17 protein-coding genes and 1 pseudogene are annotated in these 16,158 nt (G+C 55.4%); 5 read left to right on the top strand and 13 right to left on the bottom strand.

What is annotated here, in order from left to right; translation table 11 throughout:
• Positions 1–23: 23 nt before the first annotated feature.
• The 5 genes and pseudogenes from ACXLHR_RS18450 to ACXLHR_RS18430 all read left to right on the top strand — a co-directional run.
• The gene (locus ACXLHR_RS18450) at positions 24–962 is read left to right on the top strand and encodes an ABC transporter permease (RefSeq protein WP_458792941.1); all 939 of its coding nucleotides are present in this window, start codon (positions 24–26) and stop codon (positions 960–962) included.
• Positions 963–1,838: an ABC transporter permease gene (locus ACXLHR_RS18445; RefSeq protein ID WP_458792940.1), complete on the top strand. Its 876-nt coding sequence runs from the start codon at positions 963–965 to the stop codon at positions 1,836–1,838.
• On the top strand, positions 1,835–2,821 hold the full coding sequence (locus ACXLHR_RS18440) for an ABC transporter ATP-binding protein (RefSeq protein WP_458792939.1): 987 nt from the start codon (positions 1,835–1,837) through the stop codon (positions 2,819–2,821). The genes ACXLHR_RS18445 and ACXLHR_RS18440 overlap by 4 nt, the downstream gene beginning before the upstream one ends.
• The gene (locus ACXLHR_RS18435) at positions 2,818–3,795 is read left to right on the top strand and encodes an ABC transporter ATP-binding protein (protein WP_458792938.1); all 978 of its coding nucleotides are present in this window, start codon (positions 2,818–2,820) and stop codon (positions 3,793–3,795) included. The genes ACXLHR_RS18440 and ACXLHR_RS18435 overlap by 4 nt, the downstream gene beginning before the upstream one ends.
• An 11-nt stretch (positions 3,796–3,806) precedes the next feature.
• Positions 3,807–4,070: pseudogene (locus ACXLHR_RS18430) on the top strand (helix-turn-helix domain-containing protein); the annotation flags it as partial.
• A gap of 175 nt (positions 4,071–4,245) precedes the next feature.
• Here ACXLHR_RS18430 and ACXLHR_RS18425 read toward each other — a convergent pair.
• The 13 genes from ACXLHR_RS18425 to ACXLHR_RS18365 form a co-directional block, all read right to left on the bottom strand.
• Positions 4,246–5,466 carry a TrbL/VirB6 family protein gene (locus ACXLHR_RS18425; protein WP_458792937.1) on the bottom strand — a complete coding sequence of 407 codons (1,221 nt, stop codon included), beginning with the start codon at positions 5,464–5,466 and terminating at the stop codon, positions 4,246–4,248.
• Positions 5,467–5,721: 255 nt separating this feature from the next.
• A protein-coding gene (locus ACXLHR_RS18420) for an IS3 family transposase (protein ID WP_458790733.1) occupies positions 5,722–6,859 on the bottom strand; the annotation gives its coding sequence in 2 pieces (ribosomal slippage) (positions 5,722–6,564 and positions 6,566–6,859; 1,137 coding nt in all).
• Positions 6,807–7,103: a hypothetical protein gene (locus tag ACXLHR_RS18415; protein ID WP_458792936.1), complete on the bottom strand. Its 297-nt coding sequence runs from the start codon at positions 7,101–7,103 to the stop codon at positions 6,807–6,809. Before ACXLHR_RS18415 ends, ACXLHR_RS18420 begins: the two co-directional genes overlap by 53 nt.
• Entirely contained in the window at positions 7,093–7,881 is a 789-nt protein-coding gene (locus ACXLHR_RS18410) for a CpaF/VirB11 family protein (RefSeq protein ID WP_458792935.1), read from the bottom strand. The genes ACXLHR_RS18415 and ACXLHR_RS18410 overlap by 11 nt, the downstream gene beginning before the upstream one ends.
• Positions 7,817–8,152 (bottom strand): DUF7832 domain-containing protein, encoded by a 336-nt coding sequence (locus ACXLHR_RS18405; RefSeq protein ID WP_458792934.1) that lies wholly within the window; start codon positions 8,150–8,152, stop codon positions 7,817–7,819. The genes ACXLHR_RS18410 and ACXLHR_RS18405 overlap by 65 nt, the downstream gene beginning before the upstream one ends.
• A gap of 891 nt (positions 8,153–9,043) precedes the next feature.
• Positions 9,044–9,499: an acyl-CoA thioesterase gene (locus ACXLHR_RS18400; protein WP_458792933.1), complete on the bottom strand. Its 456-nt coding sequence runs from the start codon at positions 9,497–9,499 to the stop codon at positions 9,044–9,046.
• On the bottom strand, positions 9,499–10,653 hold the full coding sequence (locus ACXLHR_RS18395) for an iron-containing alcohol dehydrogenase (protein ID WP_458792932.1): 1,155 nt from the start codon (positions 10,651–10,653) through the stop codon (positions 9,499–9,501). Before ACXLHR_RS18395 ends, ACXLHR_RS18400 begins: the two co-directional genes overlap by 1 nt.
• A 4-nt stretch (positions 10,654–10,657) precedes the next feature.
• Positions 10,658–11,275 (bottom strand): TetR/AcrR family transcriptional regulator, encoded by a 618-nt coding sequence (locus tag ACXLHR_RS18390; protein WP_458792931.1) that lies wholly within the window; start codon positions 11,273–11,275, stop codon positions 10,658–10,660.
• Positions 11,276–11,287: 12 nt separating this feature from the next.
• The gene (locus ACXLHR_RS18385; protein ID WP_458792930.1) at positions 11,288–12,046 is read right to left on the bottom strand and encodes an enoyl-CoA hydratase/isomerase family protein; all 759 of its coding nucleotides are present in this window, start codon (positions 12,044–12,046) and stop codon (positions 11,288–11,290) included.
• Positions 12,043–12,843 (bottom strand): enoyl-CoA hydratase/isomerase family protein, encoded by an 801-nt coding sequence (locus ACXLHR_RS18380; protein ID WP_458792929.1) that lies wholly within the window; start codon positions 12,841–12,843, stop codon positions 12,043–12,045. Before ACXLHR_RS18380 ends, ACXLHR_RS18385 begins: the two co-directional genes overlap by 4 nt.
• 4 nt (positions 12,844–12,847) lie before the next feature.
• Positions 12,848–14,245: an aldehyde dehydrogenase family protein gene (locus ACXLHR_RS18375; RefSeq protein WP_458792928.1), complete on the bottom strand. Its 1,398-nt coding sequence runs from the start codon at positions 14,243–14,245 to the stop codon at positions 12,848–12,850.
• A gap of 12 nt (positions 14,246–14,257) precedes the next feature.
• On the bottom strand, positions 14,258–15,691 hold the full coding sequence (locus ACXLHR_RS18370; RefSeq protein WP_458792927.1) for an FGGY family carbohydrate kinase: 1,434 nt from the start codon (positions 15,689–15,691) through the stop codon (positions 14,258–14,260).
• Positions 15,691–16,158 (bottom strand): FAD-linked oxidase C-terminal domain-containing protein (locus ACXLHR_RS18365; protein ID WP_458792926.1); only part of this gene is annotated, 468 nt, incomplete at its 5' end. The genes ACXLHR_RS18365 and ACXLHR_RS18370, both read right to left, overlap by 1 nt.

The raw sequence follows: 16,158 nt of genomic DNA, 5'->3' as shown, positions 1-16,158 counted from the left end.
TCAGACACAGGAGACCTGACATCATGGTGATCTATGCAATCCAGAGATTACTTCTGTCGGTGCTTATAATCGTCGTCGCAGTCTGCCTTTTGAATATCATGCTTCATCTTGTTCCGGGTGATCCTGCAGTAATGATTTTGGGACCTCGCGCGACGCCTGAACTGATCGAACAGACCCGCATTTCGATGGGCCTCGATCAATCATTTGTGCGCCAAATGGCAATATTCTTTAGCAATCTACTGCGTGGCGACATGGGCGTTGACGTATTCACGGGGCGTTCAGTTACAATGATCGTGATGGAGGCCCTGCCCTATACACTTGTCCTGATTGGTACGTCTATTTTTTGGGCGGCGGCCATTGGTATTCCACTGGGGGCTTATTCGTCGATCCGACGTAATTCATGGATCGACCGAATTACGGGAATCCTATCAGTCGGCACCATATCAATTCCATCTTTTGTCATGGCGCTTTATGGCGTTTTGATTTTTGCGGTCTGGCTACATTGGCTTCCCGCGATTGGCGCGGGAGAGGGAGTGAGCGATCAGATCGTGCATCTTGTATTGCCAGCCTTTGCTGTTGGTATTTCATGGGTTGGATACATAGCCCGTATTGTGCGCGCCTCGATGCTTGAGGTGATGAATGAAAATCACGTTCGCATGGCCCGCGCTTTTGGCCTTACTGAAGGGCGTATCGTACGCGGCTACATGCTGCGGATTGCGGTATTGCCAGCGGTCACGCTGATTGGGGCAGGGGTTGCTCACCTCTTTTCTGCTGCTGTCTTTGTCGAAGTGATCTTTGCGCGCCCTGGTATAGGCGCGTTGATTGTTAGTGCGGTAAACGAACGCAACTATCCCATTGTTTTAGGCGCCGTCCTAATTACGACAACGATTATCGTTTTAGCGACGCTTATTTCGGATCTTGTTATCGCGTGGCTCGATCCGCGCCAAAGTGAGGAACTGTAAATGGTGAACGCATCCACCCCTTCCAAAGAGCCTTCTGCGCTGCGCCTTTACTGCACGCAGTTGCGGCAGAACCCGATGGGCATGATGGGGTTGATCCTTGTGCTGATTGTTGTAATGACCGCCATCTTTGCGCCTTGGCTTGCGCCTTATGACCCGAACCAGATTATGATTGGTCCGCGTCTGGGCAGCCCATCCTGGGCGAACTGGATGGGCACCGATCACTTGGGCCGTGACCTTCTGAGCCGCGTAATTGCAGGGGGCCGCATTGCGATGCTGGTTGCCGTCGCCACGCTGGGTGCGGCGATGAGCGTGGGTCTCACACTTGGTCTTATTGCCGGTTATGGACCCAAATGGCTCGATAATATTTTGCTTCTGGTCTTCGATGCGATACGTTCGTTTCCGGTTATTGTCTTTGGCCTCGCCGTGGTGACGCTGATCGGTCCGTCTCTCTATACGGTAATTCTCGTCGTCGCGATAACATCGATCCCCATCTATGCGCGAATTGTTCGCACGCAGACGCAGGTCCTGAGAAATGCCGAATTTATTCAAGCTGAGAAGGCGATGGGTGCCAGTGCGTTCCGCATTCTAAGCCTGCATGTGTTGCCCAACGTTTTAGGCCCGCTACTAATTTTGGCCAGCATGGATGTGCCGCTGGTCATCGCGACTGAGGCGGGGCTTAGTTTTCTCGGAATGGGTGTGCGCCCTCCTGCCCCTAGTTGGGGAACAATTCTTAATGACGGCTTTAATTTTATACGCAATTCACCATGGCCGGTTATCGCGGGATCGCTGCCAATCATTCTAGTAACGCTGGGCTTTACCTTCCTTGGTGAGGCACTGCGAGACATCTTTGACCCCAAGCTGAGGCGGAATCTATGAACAAGGAAATCCTTTTGCAGATTCAAAATCTATCGGTCGATTTCCGCACACCGGGTGGTCGGCTTCATGCACTCCGCGGCATCAATCTAAACGTGTCCAAAGGTCGGATAATGGGCCTTGTTGGTGAAAGCGGTTGCGGAAAATCCACTCTGGCCGCCAGTATATCTGGCCTCTTAGCCGCAAATAGCGAGCTCGCAAGTGGTGCGATCCTGCTGGATGGCGTGGATGTGACAAAAATGACTGAACGCCAACTACGTGACATCCGCGGCTTACGTGTTTCTATGATCTTTCAAGACCCGATGACGGCACTTAATCCAGTAGCCACTGTTGAACGGCAGATGCTGGACATCCAATACCGCGACTGCGGAACCAAAGCTGAGAAACGCCAGCGCGCGGTGCAGATGCTTGAACGTGTCGGTATTCCCGACCCTGACGAGCAGATATTGTCCTATCCACATCAATTTTCGGGTGGGATGCGGCAGCGAGTATGTATCGCGATGGCACTTTTGACCAAACCCGATCTGCTGATTGCGGACGAGCCGACGACGGCGTTGGATGCCACGCTTGAGGTGCAAATCATCGAACTGCTGCGTGAGTTGCAGCGTGAAATGGGCTGCGCCATTGTGTTTGTATCACACAACCTCGGAACGGTGGCCGAGCTATGTGATGATGTGACTGTCATGTATGCGGGCGAGGTCATCGAACGGGGTAGTGTGCGCGACGTGTTCCACAGCGCCGTGCATCCGTACACGCAGGCCCTATTAGAATGTGATCCCGCCCGCATTGAAGTTGCGACACGACAATTGCCGACCATCCCCGGAACTCTGCCAGATCTAATCGACGTACCCATGGGCTGCATCTTTGCCCCTCGCTGTATGCATGTGTTGGAGAAATGCCATGTTGAACACCCACCTGGCTTGGTTGCTAGCAGCCCGCAGCACCGCGCCGCGTGCCATTTATTGGACAAGGACCGCAAGATATGAGCGCGCTATTAGAAGTCGAAAACCTTGTCTTACGTTATCCGGCAATGGGCCGTCTGCGCGCCACCTTCAGTGGATCTTCGCGGGAATTTGATGCAGTTTCTGATGTTAGCTTTAGCATAAACGCAGGCGAGACTTTGGGACTCGTGGGCGAAAGCGGATCGGGTAAATCGACAGTCGCGCGCGCAATCATGGGTTTGAAACGCGCGGCCTCTGGGTCGATTCGCTTTGATGGCCAGGAAATAACGAACGCCAGCGCGCAGGAATACTCGCGGCTGCGACGCGAGATCGCGATGATGTGGCAGGACCCAGTCGGGTCGCTCTCACCGCGTCTCACTGTCGGCAGCCTCGTGACCGAACCACTTGAGATCCATGGCAAACGTGCAGATATGCGCGCCGAAGCCAATCGCCTGCTAGAGATGGTTGGCCTACCGAACGATTTTGCAGGCCGTTTCCCCCACCAGCTTTCGGGCGGTCAGGCCCGTCGCGTTGGAGTTGCGCGTGCGCTTGCGCTGGACCCACGTCTGATTATCGCGGACGAGCCGACAGCGGGTCTAGACATGTCGGTTCAAGCCGAGGTGTTGAACTTGCTGGCGGAAATGCAGGGCCGTCTCGGGATCGCTATTCTGGTCATTACACATAACCTGAATGTGGTACGCCACATCACTGATCGCATGGCAATCATGTATCTTGGGCGCTTCGTCGAGATAGGGTCGACTGAGCGCGTTTTTCACACGCCCTCCCACCCTTACACCCAGGCACTTTTGTCGGCAAATCCTGAACCGGACCCCGATACCATTCACGCGCGCATCACGTTGGAGGGTGAGATACCCAGTCCACGCAAGCGCCCTGAAGGGTGCGAATTCCACACACGCTGCCCCCGCGCGACATCATTCTGCAAAACAAAGATGCCGGATGTAACAGTGCATACGCCTGGTCATTCGTATACCTGTCATTTTCCGGTGCACGACACCTGACTTCATGCCGCTTTGATCGCCAATCTTTGTCGGTGTTTTAGGTCATCTCACCATCGGGCGGGATACGCCCACCAGAGCGTAGGCGCGGCAGGTATGCTCTGAGTCTTTCTGAGCGCGAAGAAATATCTCGCGGGCTGGGCAGAAAGCAATCTCTGGGCGCGATTTCACGGCAGTTGGGGCGCGCCCCATCGACGATCAGCCGAGAGGTGCGACGCAATGGTGGATCAGTTGGCTATCGTGCGTCTGGGTCAGAGCAAGCCGCTTGGGACCGAGCTTTGTAAGCTGGCTTGGGTAATCCCCCCTTTTTAGCGGGGTGCGGGTTGCTGGCCACTTGTATTCCCCCGTGAGCAAGATGTGTTCCCACCCGAGCGGCGATTTATGCGCCAGAAGCTTACCCCTTACCGCAGACGACCCCATGACGACGAAATAGATGGGGCCTCGGCCCCCTTTTTATTTTCGTTTTAAACGAGCTACGCGCTCAGAGGCCCGATTGATCTGGGCCGCTCGATGTTCAACCCCAGCACGAAGATTTCCATTTAAGTTGGCAGCGGAGACAGCCGACGCGGCGTTTCTTATCCCACCACCAAGAGCGTTCCCTGCGCGACTGGATCGACTTGCACCATCAACGACCTCACGGCCTCTCGCGCCACCCACAAGCCCACTTGTCGCAGCGCCAACTGACCTACCGCTAGATCGTGTAGTCCCACCAAGTTTGCTACTTAGAACGGCTGTAACAGCACCTAAGGCAAAGTCGCCTGTTACCAATGTGACGATGAGTGGACTGAGAACAACAAGGAAACTTGCCAACACAAGAACCGTCAAAATCGGCGCCACTTGACCAATTGTGGTGATGTTGTCCGGGTCAATACTTGAGATTGTTGCATTACCCATACCGAGTATTGTTGCGAATATCCCAATGAGAATGAGTGGAAACATCAACACTTTTATGACTCCAGTTAGCCATGTGTCAAAATACCCCTTCGTTTGGTTAGTCAGTGTCGCCAAGATTGCAAACGGTGCAATGCCGATAAGCACCGCAAGAACGACTCGTGAAGCAACCATCGCCAAGGTGGCAAGCGCGCCAAAAATAGAGATAGCAAGAAACATCAAGGCATTGATCATGCCCCCCAAAATGTTCAATCGACCTGCCGTCACATTTGCGTAGGTGCCGATAGTTTCGGAAAGATTGTCCAGCTCTTGCGGAAAACTTGCTGTCGTTTGGCCATTGCCGATCCCGCCCGCCAGTAAGGCGTGACCAATCGCTTCGAAGCCGGTTTCAACAGCGTTGAAAACAGCGTTGAAATCCGTCCAACTTTTCATAAAGAGAGCGACGAGGGCGAGCTTGAAGATCAACCATATCGAAGTGCCTGCTTCCATAGGGCGAAACTGCAGAGACATGTTGATAAGGACTAAAACGACCATCAGCGCTGACAGGATTTGAGCGGTGCCGCCAAGTTGGGAGGCGACTGCTTCGAACTGGCTTTGGCCCAATGAATCGAGCAATAACATTGTTCTGGTGTAGGTGGCCTCGATGAAACCCATTATCTTACTCCACGTTTTTGCAAAGCCTGGAAACCTCAGTAACCAATGGACTGCTATATTCCGCCAAGTTATTTCGTGCCGTCTCGAATTGGGATCGGGTGCCTGCGTTCCAAACGTACTGAGAGTCACGGCTGACACCGTTCCAGATTTCTTCTAAATCAGCGCGAAACGCGTCCCAATCGGGATACAACATATCACAGTTGCAGGTCTGCGCGCCCGTGACCATCATCGCCCGTTGTGAGCTGCGAAACTTATTCGCAAGATCTAAACGCCACTCGAAACCGAGTGGCTGTACCATCATCCATGCAGGACGGCCGGGATGATAGAGGTGGTCCTAGATTTTAGACCAGTTTACATCCTTGTTAAGGTGGATCTGGGTTTTATTTAGGCTGCTAATCTCATTGGTTCTGTTTTGCTGACATAGGCCTCATCTGGGGTCAATATGCCGTGAGTTGAATGCGGGCGCTCAGAGTTGTAATACGTCAGCCATTTGCCGATCCCAGCCCGCATTTCCGAGCCTGTCTCAAAGGCATTCAAATAGACGCATTCATACTTCAACGATCGCCAGAGCCTTTCGATCATGCGATTGTCGCGCCATGCGCCTTTTCCGTCCATGCTGATCTTGATGTCTGCGTCGACCAGCACGTCGATCCAAGCGCCGCTGGTAAATTGGCTGCCCTGATCGGTGTTGAAGATTTCCGGCGTGCCGTGCTTGGCGAGCGCCTCTTTCAAAGCCTCGACGCAAAAGTCTGCATCCATACTGTTGGACAGCCGCCACGAAAGCACTTTGCGGCTGTGCCAATCCATGATCGCCACGAGATACAGGAAGCCGCGTCGCATCGGTATGTAGGTAATATCTGCGCACCAAACCTGATTTGGGCGGTCAATTGCCGCATTCCTCAGCAAGTAAGGCCAGATCTTGTGATGCGGATGCTTTTTACTTGTGTTGGGCTCCTGATAGATCGGAACCAGACGCATAAGCCGCATCAAGCGCCGGATCCGGTGGCGGCCACATTGGTGATTGTTGCGCTTCATGTACCGGGCCATCTGACGCGATCCATACCAAGGCGTTTCCAGGAACTGTTTGTCGATGATTTCCATGAACCGCAGGTTCTCAGCGCTCTCGCCGACGGGCTGGTAGTAAAGCCGCGAACGCGACAACTGCAATAGTTCGCACTGTTTACGCATGCTTAACTTATGATCTCGGCTCACCATTTTTTGCCTCGCATCCCGAGGCCGTTAGGCGCTGCGAGGCATCCGCCAAAAAATCTCGCTCCACAACAAGCTGACCTATCTTGGAATGCAGCTTGTCGACGTCAACGGCACTTACCCCATCGGGCGCTGAACCTTTGCGCGTAAATGCCGTCGCCATATTCTCTATCGCCGCCCGTTTCCAAGTCCCTATCTGGGTCGGATGAACGCCATATTTTTTGGACAGTTCCGCCATCGACATCTCCTCGCGGATTGCTTCAAGCGCAACCTTGGCTTTGAAATCGGGCGAATGGTTCTTTCGTTTTGTCATTTGGGATCACTTCTTTCGTCATGCGATCCACCTTAACAACTGGTCCGAAAATCCGCGACCACCTCTGATTTAAGCACCGATTGCGGTTGCTAATTTCCGGATCGACATACCCGCTATCGGAAACGGCGGCGACGTTCGCATCCGGTAAGGCGCTCACTGAACTTTGATTGTCCGCAGTTGCTTTTTGAGCGCCAACACTCAATCCGACAACCAAGAATATCTTCGCGGCATGATTAAGCTTCATCGACAATCTCCTGAGGTGCATCATAGCGACTGGGCAAAAACACTTCTAAGACACCACGCTTTCCGTTGCGTTTTTCCACATGAACTATGACGTCGATTGAGCGGATCACATAAGCTATCATGTCTTCGTAGGTCATTTTTCCATCAGCTTCTAATGCGGTTTGAGCCATCCTCTCCACGGCTAATTCTGCCGTCTCTGCATGGATAGTTGTGATCGACCCACCATGACCTGTGTTGATTGCTTTTAGGAATGTGTACGCATCTGATCCTGTGACTTCCGAAAGAATAATCCTGTCTGGACGCATCCGCAGTGAAGATTGAAGCAACGCGTCCGGGCTGCGAATTGGATCAAGGCGATTTGATACCATCATAACCTTGTTTGGCTGGCGTGGCATCAAATCGGGAATGTCCTCGATGGTCAGGATGCGTTCTTTTTGATCGACTTGAGCGACTAACCATCGCGCGATCGACGTCTTGCCTGAACTGGTGCCGCCGCTAACGACGAGATTTAGTTTTTCGGTCACACACATTTTGAGCGCATCTGTCAGGTTGCCTTCTGCCAAACCCCAGACTTTATTGGTCAGCTCGCGTCGCGCGACACTCGCGTTTTCTGGACCATCGCCAAGGTATGCCGGCTCAAACATTTCGGTATCCGCTTGGGCTTTGTTGCACAAATCGGGTGTAGGACGTTCTCCCCCTTTACCCCAGACGCACTTATCCATACATGTACTCGAGAAACGCTTGTTCATAGTCCTCGAGATAGAGGCCATCTTTGCCATAATACCGCTGCGTAAAAGCATTCCCTGCCTCACTCAAGTCTTCATCCGTGAGTTTTCCATCGCAGTTTTTCATGAAAAAACTTGTGGCCGAATTAGTTTCATCAATTACCGCTTGAACATCTCCGGGCCATTCTTTCAGATGCAATTCGCCCGCCCATCCATTTCGGAAGCACCACTTCAAGAATAATGCAATGTGCGTAGCAACATATTCGGATGGGGAAGTAGCAGCAAAGTCGCCACCATAATGCCAGCTTGCGTCATCATATTTCATCGTCAAACCATAAAATCATTACAACGTAAGGAACAGGGAAAAGTGTCTGCTTTGGGCTTTCCGCAGCCGTCGGAAGAATCAAGCGATAACGACCGCTAGCCACGAACGCACCGACCAATGCGCGGCGTATATTGCGGTAGTTCTCACGAGTTTTGTCTGCAACATACTCCCAAGCCTCCTTGATGGTAACGTATCGGAGCCTGGCAGCAGTTTCTGTCATTTCCTCAACTTCGGAAACAAAGTGACCCGTTAAGTTGTGGGTCCGTGTTCGGATGGGTTGGATCGGAGAAATGGGATGGCGCATCCATGACCAAATTTTGGTGCGGCCAGGGGTGACCTGAAACTTAGCAGCGGGCACTGGCACTTTGATAGCTACTCCGTGTGCCGCTGCCTGAGGCGGCATCATGCAAGCTCTGGAATATTTCCTGCTTAACCACCGCAGGCTGAAATTTCTGGTGTCGTGTCCCCATGGTTGGGGTTGAAAGTACTGGAATAAGCTGGTGCGACGCCAGATTTGTGAACTCTACGGACTCCTTTAGCCACGCCCCCATTTTGGTCCAATCGTCTTGCGTTGCTCCGGCGGCTTGCCGTTTCTGTGCTATGCCCAGAACGCCTTCAGCAGCAGCGGGTAAACGGCATTCAATTCTACGCGCGTTTTGTGGGAGGGGCCAAACATAGGCGAAAGACGGATATTATCCCATCCTTCGGGATCGTTAAGCTTAATATCGAACGCACCGCGTTTTTGTCCTAAACGCAATTGGGATGTCTAGCGTAAATTCCAATGACACGCTTGTTTGCGTTATCAGTCGCTTCCAGTCTGATACGCTTTCTTCTGTTTTAAAACTAAGTCACGATACGTCGAACTAACAGGGGCAGAACAATGCTGAAATCCTATAAGTCATCGGTGTCAGCGTGGGATATCCGGTCACATTCTCTCTTCAATAAATCCATCTTCCGCCGCAAATCAGACGAGATCGACGTTGGACGACCTGTTTGACGGTCAACATTTACATGAACAAGACGTCCTTCTGCAAAGGGGGTCAGGTCGTCATTGCAGAACAGTCCAAGGTCATAGCAAACCGATGAATTGCCAAGATGGTTGATTCTGAGGCCAGCAATGACGCAATCGGGATATCGCATTTCCGCGTAGTATTTGCAGCCAGTCTCGGCGACCAGAAACCGCGTGGCCTCTTGTGCGTCTTGTAGGCATCCCCAGCCCCGAAGGACACCATTTACCATCGTATCGAAGAATTGGTAATGAACAGCGTTGTTCATATGTCCAAAGGCGTCGTTATCGTTCCAACGGGTCTGCATTTCGCGGATAAGCGGATAGGCGTGCCTGTTCATCACCACGCTGCCTGATAAATCGCAAGCACATCGGCATGTGTGACAGGGCGCGGGTTATTCACCAATAGACGGGTTTGCAGCATGGCGTCATCGGCCATTGCAGGCAGATCGTTTTGCCCGATGCCCACATCACGCAAACGCTGGGGTAGTCCACAGCGTAGGGCGAGGGTCGCAAGCGCGTCACAAAAGCCGAGCGCTACATCGCGCGGCGGACCTGCTAGATCGGGAAACAATAGCGAGGCGATTTGAGCGTAGCCCTCGGGTGCCGTTTGCGCATTGAAGCGCAGGACATGCGGCAAGACCAGTGCATTCGACAAGCCGTGCGGCACTTTGAAACGGCCACCAATCGGATAGGCCAGCGCATGCACGGCGGCAACCGGTGCGTTTGCAAACGCCTGACCCGCCAGCATTGATCCAAGCAACATATCCGATCTGGCCGATAAATTTTCAGGTGACGTCACAGATAATTCCAGCGCAGGGCCCATCAGCCGCAGCGCCTCACAGGCCAGCGCGCGCGAGACAGGGTTGTTATTAGGACTGGCCGAACAATAAGCCTCGATGGCGTGCACGATTGCGTCGATACCTGTGGCGGCCGTCACATGCGCTGGCAGTCCAAGCGTCAGCAAGGGGTCAAGTAGCGCGATGTCGGGCAGTAAAACAGGGCTGACAACACCCATCTTGGTATTCGCGCCAGTGGTCACAATCGAAATCGGGGTTACCTCCGAGCCGGTTCCGGCGGTCGTCGGAATCAACACAAGCGGTAAACGTCCCTGTGGGAGCATCCCGACACCATAGCAATCACGCAGCGCCATCTTGTTTTTCGCTAGTGCCGCAGCCAGCTTGGCGACGTCCAACGACGAGCCGCCGCCCAATCCGATCACACCCGTTGCATCAAAATCACGCATCAATTGCGTCGCGGCGAGGATCAGTCTTTCGGGTGGATCGGCCTCGACGGTGTCAAACACCTGCACCGTGGCTCCTGTCCGCGCCATCGCAGACGCTGCACGCGATGGAAACCCTGTTGCCACCATGCCGCGATCCGTCACAATAACAATTCGCTGGCCCAGCAAACCGTCAGTGATTGAGGCAAGATCGTTTAACCCATCAGGTGCAAAGCGCACGGTGGGTGTTGTGTTAAACGTAAATGGCCGCATAAGATCACTCCTTCTTGGTAGGTGCCGCACCCAGTTCCTGATCAAATAACTGCTCCATGACCGCTAAAACACGCGCATCCAATTCCTCTTGATCAATCATCAGATCACGCGCGAACACTTCGCGAAACAGCGCATACCCATAGACACTGGCCGCATAGGTGGCATGAAGTGCCGCAAGATCATCGGTGTCAGCCACAAGCCCCAGCGCTTTGTCCCGCTCAAGCTGTAGCAATGTCGCCCCTGCGTTGGGCATCAGTTTTGGCGCGGTAGACCCGTCTAGATGCAATAACGTCGTCAGCTTTAACGACGAGCCGCCGCCCAGTAACGATCTTAGAGCGTGGGTTACGCGCGCGCCCAGTTTCATAGGCTCTTGCGGTGTTTTGGTTTGCACTTGCCGCGCGCGCAACTCGTGCTTGATCGCTGATCGCAAAAGGCCGCGGCGGGATCCGAAATGATGATACACCAAAGTCCGGTTCACGCCTGCGGCCTTTGCGACTTCGTTCAGGTTTATGCCCGTCAGGACGCCTTGCGCTTCCAGCATTTCGAGCACAGCCTCTTCGACTTTTTCGGCGCTAGCCGCGCGTTCACGCGGCCCTGAGGTTATGGCTGACTTGGGGGGCATAGACTTGCTTTCTTAAAGGCCGCTGAATTTCTGACGCACATTCGGGCCCCGCAATGGACCGAGCAAAATGGCGCCATCCAGATCGTCCATGTTCCCAAAAGAGGAACGGGCGGCGATTGCGCGGAATTGACGTTTTGTCAAATAGAGCGCTTCTGCGTCGATATTCAACATATTTTCGATGCGGCTCTGCACATTTGCCGCCAACGTGTCCGCAGGCATCGCCGCCGAAAACAGACCGGCCTCGACCGCCTGCGTGCCTGACAGCTCTTCGAACTCCGCCATAATCGACCACGCACGGGTCGGCCCGACAAGTTCGATTAAGCGGTAAAGCGCACCCCACCCAAGCGGTAACGCCAGCTTAAGCTCGGGCAGCGACATCCGCGCATCGTTAGCTGCAAAGCGCATATCGCAGCACATCGCCATCACCAATCCGCCGCCGACAACATGTCCGTGCACCTGCGCAATCGTCAGCGCATTGGTCCCCGTCATTGCCCGTTTCATATGAATACCAATCTCGATTGCGTTTTGTGCTTTGCCGACATTCTCTTCACTGCTTTTGAAGCCTGGATACTCTTTGCGGTCCGCACCCGCACAAAACGAGCGCCCTTCGCCGCGCAGCAGAATAATGCGTGCCCCGTCCGCATCGGCCTGTTGGAAATGATCCGCAACTTGCATCAGGGCCTCGCCTGTCATTGCGTTCAAGGCTTCAGGGCGGTTTAAGGTTACAGTGGCAACCGTGCCCGCGTCGTTCCAGCTCAGATCAATGCTCATTTTCCGCTCCAGTTTGCTGTGCGTTTCTCGGTAAAGGCTTTTGCGGCCTCTGTTCCGTCTTGAGTGGCGACCATCGTGCTATGCCGCAGCGCCTCGCGGTCCAGCGCCTCTGCAAATCCGATTTCGTCAGCATCGTTCAGGTTCTGTTTGATCAATGGCAACGCCAGTGGTGCGGCCTCTGCCAAATCACGCGCAACCTCGTAGACTGCTGGCAACAGTGCCTCGGGATCGTAGGTGCCGGACACAAGCCCCATCATCAGGGCTTCGTCAGCCGTGATCGGTTTGGAGCGGAGATATAAATCGCGCGCGCGCCCTGCGCCAACAATGCGCGGCAACAACCACGTGCCGCCAAAGTCACCCGAAAGACCCGCGTTGCGAAACGCCGTGGCAAACCGTGCCTTGTTCGACGCAAACCGCAAATCCGTGGCGCAGGCCCAGGAAAAACCGGCCCCTGCACAGGCCCCGTTGATCGCAGAAATCGTGATCTTGGGCATCTCGCGCAGCAATTGCGAAGTGCGCATAAACGTGCGCAGCCGCCGCGTTTGCGAGGCCAGCGGCCCGTCACCCGCAACCGCCCCCCCCGGCCCACGTTTCAGATCACCGCCCGCACAAAACGCACGACCAGCGCCTGTCAGGATCAGCACACGTACGGCGTCGTCGTTGGAAATCGCCTCAAGCTGCTCCAGCACATTGTCCAGAAACGCAGGTGTCATTGTGTTCATCGCGTCAGGGCGGTTTAGCGTCAATTGCGCCACGCCGTCTGAAATTGTCGTCAAAAGTGTATGCTCGTCGCTCATGATTTTATCCTTTACGTTGAATGGAAACGGGACGCTGGAATTCACGAATTCCGTGCAGACCCATTTCGCGACCAGCGCCCGAATGGGCAAAGCCGCCGAATGGCGCGCGCGGATTAAAAGGCGCGCCGTTAATGTCGATTTGTCCCGCACGCAGGCGCGCCGCCAGTGCGTTGACGCGTGCGTCGTCTTGCCCCCAAAGTGCGGCAGCAAGCCCGTAATCCGTGCCATTCGCCAGCGCCACCAGATCGTCGTCAGAGCCGTAACCAATGACCGACAACACTGGTCCAAACACCTCTGTGTTGGCGATTTCTGCGGCGCGGTTCGTCACTTTGAACACGGTCGGCTTGACATAAAATCCGTCAGCCAATCCGTCAGGATGACCCAATCCGCCCGTCGCCAGCGTGACACCCTTCGCCGCCTCCGCGCGCGCAATAAACCCTTGCACCGCATCAAATTGCGTCTGTGAAATCACAGGGCCAAGCCGGGTTGTCATTTTATCAGCTAAAGCCGCAACTTTATCTGCGGCGGCGTCGAGCATTGCCGCGGGCACCAAAATACGGGTCAGCGCATTACAGGTCTGGCCAGTGTTCAGCAGCCCGCCGTTCACGATCGCCTTGAGCGCCAGATCAAGATCGGCGTCATCCAGCACGATCCCCGCGGACTTGCCGCCCAGCTCTAGGAAACACGGCTTGAGATGCTTGGCCGCGGCCAGCGCCACGCTTTGCCCGCCCGCGACCGAGCCTGTGAACGATACCGCATCGACGCCTGCGTGCTCGACCAGCGCCACACCTGTCGCGCGGTCGCCGCAGACCACGTTGATTACACCCGCAGGCGTTGTAGACGCCAGAATGTCCATCATAATCTGGTTGGTGCGCGGGGTCAGCTCGCTAGGCTTTAACACCATGGTGCAACCCGCAGCCAGCGCCGCGCCGACCTTGGCCATCGCCTGATGCAGCGGATAATTCCACGGCGTAATCGCGGCAATCACACCAATGGGGCGTTGATGCACGGTGGAATGTGCAATTGTTTCGGGTGCCAAAGCCGCCTCTGCGTCCTGCGCAAAACCGCGTAGAACCGACACAGGCAGACCCGCTTGCACGATCTGCGAAATTTTCTCTGGCGTGCCCACATCAGCCGTAATCGCAGTGGCAATATCTGCTTGGCGGTCTGCAATTGCTGTGGCCAGTGCCTCTAACACGGCGCGGCGCGTGGCCAGATCGGTCTGCGACCAGTCCGCAAATGCCGCGCGGGCCGCGTGCACCGCACGGTCCACATCCGCTGCGTCGCCGTGTGTGACAGTGACGGCTGCGTTGGCCGCAAACGGGCCTGCAATGTCTTGGGTCTGGCGGCCCTGTACGGGGGCAATCGTGCCGTTGATAAGTGCTTGGTTAAAGTCGGACATCGTCGGTTCCTTTCAGGTCGCTGCTATTCGGGATTTTGTATGGGCCAATACCAACGCAACGGCGTCGCGCCACATCGCGGTGTCTGCGGGCCGTGTGTCGGGGTGCGCAATAATCGCCTGTGCTGGCGGAACAGCCTCGGGTGCACCACCCAGCGCGCGTAACGCCAGAATTGCCGCGCCACGCGTTGTGGCCTCGGCTGCGGGGGCAAGATAAAGCGGACGGTCTAGCGTGGCCGCAAGGATCGCGGTGAACGCCGTGGACTTTGTCATGCCCCCATCGATGCTGATGGATGTCAGGGTTTGCCCAGTGGCCTGTTCCGCTTGTGCAACCACCTCTGCGGCCCCCGCTGAAATACCGTCAAGAACCGCGCGCACCATTTCGGAGGGACCATGAGCCGCCGACAATCCGAAAAACGCGCCGCGCGCCTGTGGTTGCCAATGCGGCACACCAATCCCACCAAGTGCGGAGACAAATAACGCGTCACTACGCGTTGCAGGGTCCACCAGCGTATCAATCTGTCGGGCTTCATCCAGAACACCCAAACGCACCAGCCACTCTATCGCGCTGCCTGCGCCTAAGACGGACGCTTCTGCACCGTAAATAATTTTGTCACCCGTGCTTTGCACCACATTGCCAAACGCACTGCGCGACGGGTTCGCAAGCGGCGTGGTCCCCATCACAACGTTCAAAACGCCCGATGTCCCGAAGGTAATTTTTGCCTGCCCCTGCGCCTCGCATCCCTGCCCAACAAGCGAGGCTTGCTGATCGCCAATGACAGCAAGGATCGGTGGCGCGCCCACAAGTGCAGTGGCATGCAATCCGTCAGGCTGGCACGCAATGATGCGCGGCAGTGCGGATGCGGGAAAGCCAAGGTCAGTTGCAAGATCCATATCCCAGCCGTGAGTCTTAAGATCGTACAGCCCCGTATGGGATGCGTTTGTGTGATCGGTCACATGCGCCTGCCCTTGGGTCAGGACCCAAACCAGCCAGCTGTCCATTGTGCCAACCCGCAACTGCCCCGCGCGCCTGCGACCACCACTTGCGTCACAAGCGTCCAGCAACCAGCGCCATTTTGACGCCGAAAGCCCCGCAATCATCCGCACGCCCTGCGCGCGCAAATCGCGGTCAAGCGTGATGGTCCGGTTATCGGACCAACTTAGAACCGGCCCTTGCACCACGCCTGTTTGCGCGTCCCAGACAAGCGCCGTTGTGCGTTGGTTGGCGATAGCCACAGCGTTGGGCTGCCAGTCTTGCGCCAAACTTTGCGCGTCGGCTAAAACCTGCGCCGCCAGCACTCCGCCATCCCACGCCAGCCCGTCCGCATCGCGAATTTCAGGCACAGTGCTTTGACGATGCGCCAGCACAGTCCCGCCCTGATCCACGATGGAACAGCGCAGGCTGGTTGTGCCCAGATCAACGACGAGAATGAGCGTCGGGGAGGACATTACTTTGCTGCCTTTGCCGTGTCTGCCCAATCGGGTGTCGCGCCAAACGGGCTTTTTAGACCCAGTTTGCCGGGGTTCAGAATACCATGCGGATCAAGCCCGTCTTTGACCATTTGCAACATATCCAGACCAGAGCCCAAGGCCTCGCCCATCAGACGCGCACGGCCCAGACCGATGCCGTGGTGGTGGCTTAGGTTGCCGCCATTCGCCAGAACAGAGCGTGCACCTGCGTTCCAGACTTCGCGATACCAGCGTGGACGATCCTCAACCTGCGGACGACCGCCAAACATAAAGTAAAGTCCCGCAGACCCCGGATAGGCATGCGAAATATGCGCAGTCGCGGTGCGCGTGCCGTCAACCGCCATCATCGCCGCCGTAGCGTCATGGTAAATCTTCGCCAGCTTGGACCAAGGGGCTGTAATCTCCATCGTGTCGGGCGCACGGTCCAAAATCAAATCGTCAAGCGC

The sequence above is a fragment of the Yoonia sp. MH D7 genome (genome assembly GCF_054439475.1).
The sequence above is the reverse complement of the archived record's forward strand: the minus strand, read 5'-3'. Positions and strand labels throughout refer to the sequence as shown.